The organism is Candidatus Deferrimicrobiaceae bacterium, assembly GCA_035256765.1.
Classification (GTDB): domain Bacteria; phylum Desulfobacterota; class Deferrimicrobia; order Deferrimicrobiales; family Deferrimicrobiaceae; genus CSP1-8.
The window spans coordinates 1-3,840 of the sequence record DATEXR010000246.1; the positions used below are offsets into that span (position 1 = coordinate 1).

1 protein-coding gene is annotated in these 3,840 nt (G+C 63.9%); it reads left to right on the plus strand.

The genetic code is table 11. The features are described 5' to 3' along the window. Nucleotides 1–235: 235 nt before the first annotated feature. Nucleotides 236–3,840, plus strand: a 3,605-nt coding sequence (locus VJ307_08275) for a ribonucleotide reductase N-terminal alpha domain-containing protein (GenBank protein ID HJX74138.1), incomplete at its 3' end; no start/stop codon positions are given.

The following is a 3,840-nucleotide window of genomic DNA, read 5'->3' on the forward strand; positions in this document are numbered from 1 at the left end:
GTTCCCGATCGGATCGGCGGGGAAAATATCCGGGGACGGAAGCAGCCATTGGAAAAGATCGCTGTTTTATCCTGGCGAAAATCGCCACCTCGGAAAGAGTTAGAGGAATTTTCTTTTTTCCCCGGCTTTTCCTTGACAGCCCCCCGGGGACACCATATCTTGTATGCGTGATGAACTTCCACCACAAGATACGCCATCATTAAAGTAGGATAATACCTACAAGGGAGCAGCGATCATGAACCTGGACTTCCCGGTTTCCGTACCCTCCATCCCGGCGAACGACAAGGCGGAAGGCGTAGTCGTCGCCGGAACCCGAAAGCTTGCGGACCACCCTCCCGGGGAGTGGGTCGAAAGGATGAAGGCGAAATACGGCCCGATGCCGGTCTCGGAGAACGCCCGGAAGGTCCTCGAGCGCCGGTACCTCAAGAAGGACCCCGCCGGAGAGAGGATGGAGTCCCCCGAGGAGATGCTCGCGCGCGTGGCCTACAACATCGCGATGGCGGAGGGGCTCTACTACGGCGCCGTGCCCGAGGTTGTCCTCCGGTGGGCGGAGAGGTTCTACGCGATGATGATCCGTCTCGACTTCATGCCCAACTCCCCCACCCTGATGAACGCCGGACGGGAGCTGCAGCAGCTGTCGGCGTGCTTCGTGCTCCCCGTCGACGACACGATGGAGTCGATCTTCGAGGCGGTCAAGAACACCGCGCTCATCCACAAGAGCGGGGGGGGTACCGGCTTCTCCTTCTCCCGGCTTCGGCCCAAGCATGACGTCGTCAAGTCCACCAAGGGGATCTCGTCGGGGCCCATCTCCTTCATGACCGTGTTCGACGCGGCGACCGAGACGATCAAGCAGGGCGGGACGAGACGCGGGGCGAACATGGGGATCCTGCGGGTCGACCATCCCGACATCCTCGGGTTCATCACCTGCAAGACGGAGAGCCGGCGCATGAACAACTTCAACATCTCCGTGGCGATCACCGAGGACTTCATGAAGGCGGTGGAGGCGGACGCGGATTACGAGCTCGTCAACCCCCACGGCGGGATGGTCGTCGCGCGACTCTTGGCCCGCGAGGTGTTCGAAAAGATCGTGGACGCGGCGTGGCGGAACGGGGAACCGGGGATCATCTTCCTGGACCGGATCAACCGGGACAACCCCACCCCCAAGCTCGGCGCCATCGAAAGCACGAATCCGTGCCTTGCCGGGGATACGCTGGTCGCGGTAGCGGACGGCCGCGAGTCGGTCTCCATCCGGCAGCTCGCCGAGGAAGGTAAGGATGTGCCCGTCCATTGCCGCGGTCGGAACGGCCGGGTGACGGTCCGGATGATGCGGAACCCTCGCGTCACCGGGCACGGAAGGCGCATTCTCAAAGTCGTGCTGGACGACGGGAATTCCCTGAGGGTTACGGAAAACCACCGGTTCGTCCTTTCCGACGGCGCGGTCCGGGAAGCAAGGGAGCTGGTCTCCGGCGACAGCTTGGGCGTCATGACCCGCCGTGCATCGTCGTTCGAGAAATTGATGCCGTCCTCGAGCAGCAGCTCGCAGCCTTACTGGTGGGTCACATCCACCGACCATCCGAAATGGAATCCCGAGCATCGGCTGATCGCCAACTTTCATCACCGCAGGCGGACCGGCAAGAACATGGATTGGCACAGGCACGACGAAACGAAGGCGCGAATCGGGTTCTCGACCACGCGCCGCTTCACCGATGAGCACTTCCGCGCGCGTCACGGCGCGGCCGTGACCTCCGCCATGGCCGAGAACCGGGAGGCGTTCATGGCGGCGATCCGCGAGCGGGCACTTAAGCGGCTCGTCGAGTGCCAGGGGGCCACCGACCTCCGCTGCTTCCTCCAAGGCAATGTCGTTTTGGTCGAGCGGACATGCGAACGTTGCGGTGCCCCGTTTGCCGTCCGGTGGACGCGGCGCGAGCAAGCCTTCTGTTCTCGGTCGTGCTACCTGTCCCGGCACAACGGGGATTCCGGCATCCGGGAACGGATCGTCCAAGGCATACGCTCCACGGGTCTCAACAAGGCAGAGGATCGATATCGGAGACAGATCACTTGCTTCCTCGACCTGAAATTCGAGAGCGGACGGACCCCGCTCAAAAAGGAGTGGGAGGCGCATTGCGGATCGGAAGGGGTCTCCCGACGCCTCGGAACGGCATACGGATTCTCGACATATGATGCCCTGAAAAACGCTGCCCTGACGCACAACCACCGGGTTGTCGCGGTGGTTCCTGACGGCGTCGAAGACGTTTACAACGGCACGGTCGACGAGCACCACAATTTCTACGTCGGCCATTTCCGCGGAACCGTGGACGGCGACCTCTCCTACCACTATGTGAATGTTCGCCAGTGCGGGGAGCAGCCTCTTTTGCCCTACGAAAGCTGCAACCTGGGCTCCATCAACCTCTCCCGCATGGTGTCGGGCGAGAACGGGGGCCCCCGGATCGACTACCCGAAGATGCGCGAGACGGTCCACGATGCGATCCGGTTCCTCGACGACGTGATCGACATGAACAAATACCCCCTCCCCGAGATCCGCCAGATGACGATGGGGAACCGGAAGGTCGGGCTGGGGGTGATGGGGTTCGCCGACACGCTCATCCGGCTGGGCATCCCCTACGACTCGGACGAGGCCCTGGCCGTCGCCCAGGAGGTGATGAGCTTCCTCCAGGAGGAGTCGGTCGCCGCCTCGTCGAACCTGGCACGCGAGCGGGGCCCGTTCCCGAACTACGACGTGAGCGTGTTCCCGGAGCGGGAGAATATCCCCCGGCGCAACGCCACCACCACGACGATCGCCCCCACGGGGACCATCAGCATCATCGCCGGGTGCAGCAGCGGCATCGAGCCGATCTTCGCCCTGTCGTTCATCCGCAACGTGATGGACAACGACCACCTGGTCGAGGTGAACCCCCTCTTCGAGGAGGAGATGAAGGGGCGCGGCATCTACTCGCTGGAGCAAATGAAGGAGATCTCCCGGAAAGGGACCCTGCGCCACGTGGAGAGGATCCCGGAGGAGGTGCGCCGGGTCTTCGTGACGGCCCACGACATCTCGCCCGAGGCGCATCTGCGGATGCAGGCCGCCTTCCAGAAGCACGTCGACAACGCCGTGTCCAAGACGGTCAACTTCCCCTCGGACGCGACCCGGGAGGACATCCGCAAGGTCTACCTGCTCTCGTACCGGCTGGGCTGCAAGGGGGTCACCGTCTACCGGGACAAGAGCCGGGACGAGCAGGTGCTGAACATCGGCGAGGTGAACCGGACGGAGTCCGACCGGAAGGCCGATGCCCCGGAGAGGGGCTCCGGCTACGTCTCCACCCGCCCGCGCCCCGATACCCTTCTCGGGGTCACCAAGGAGATGAAGACCAGTTGCGGGAAGATCTACGTGACGATGAACCGCGACGAGAAGGGGATCTTCGAGGTGTTCAACCAGATGGGGAAGGCGGGAGGATGCGCGGCCTCGCAGTCCGAGGCGATCGGGAGGCTCGCTTCCCTGGCCCTCCGCTCGGGGGTCAAGCCCGACATGATCGTCAAGCAGCTCAAGGGGATCTCCTGCCACCTCCCGGCGTGGGCCGGAAACGGCGCGAAGATCATGTCGTGCGCGGACGCGGTGGCCAAGGCCGTAGAGTGGTACATCGACCACGTCGACACGATGTTCACCGCCGACGCGCCGCCCGTGGAGTCCCCGCTCTCCGGAGACGGGAAAGAAGCCATCCGGCAGGTGGGTGCCCTCGGCAGCGAGGAGTTCGGAGTCGCGCGGGGGGCCTGCCCCGACTGCGGCAGCCAGGTCGAGATGCAGGAGGGGTGCCTCAAGTGCCGTTCCTGCGGGTTCTCGGAGTG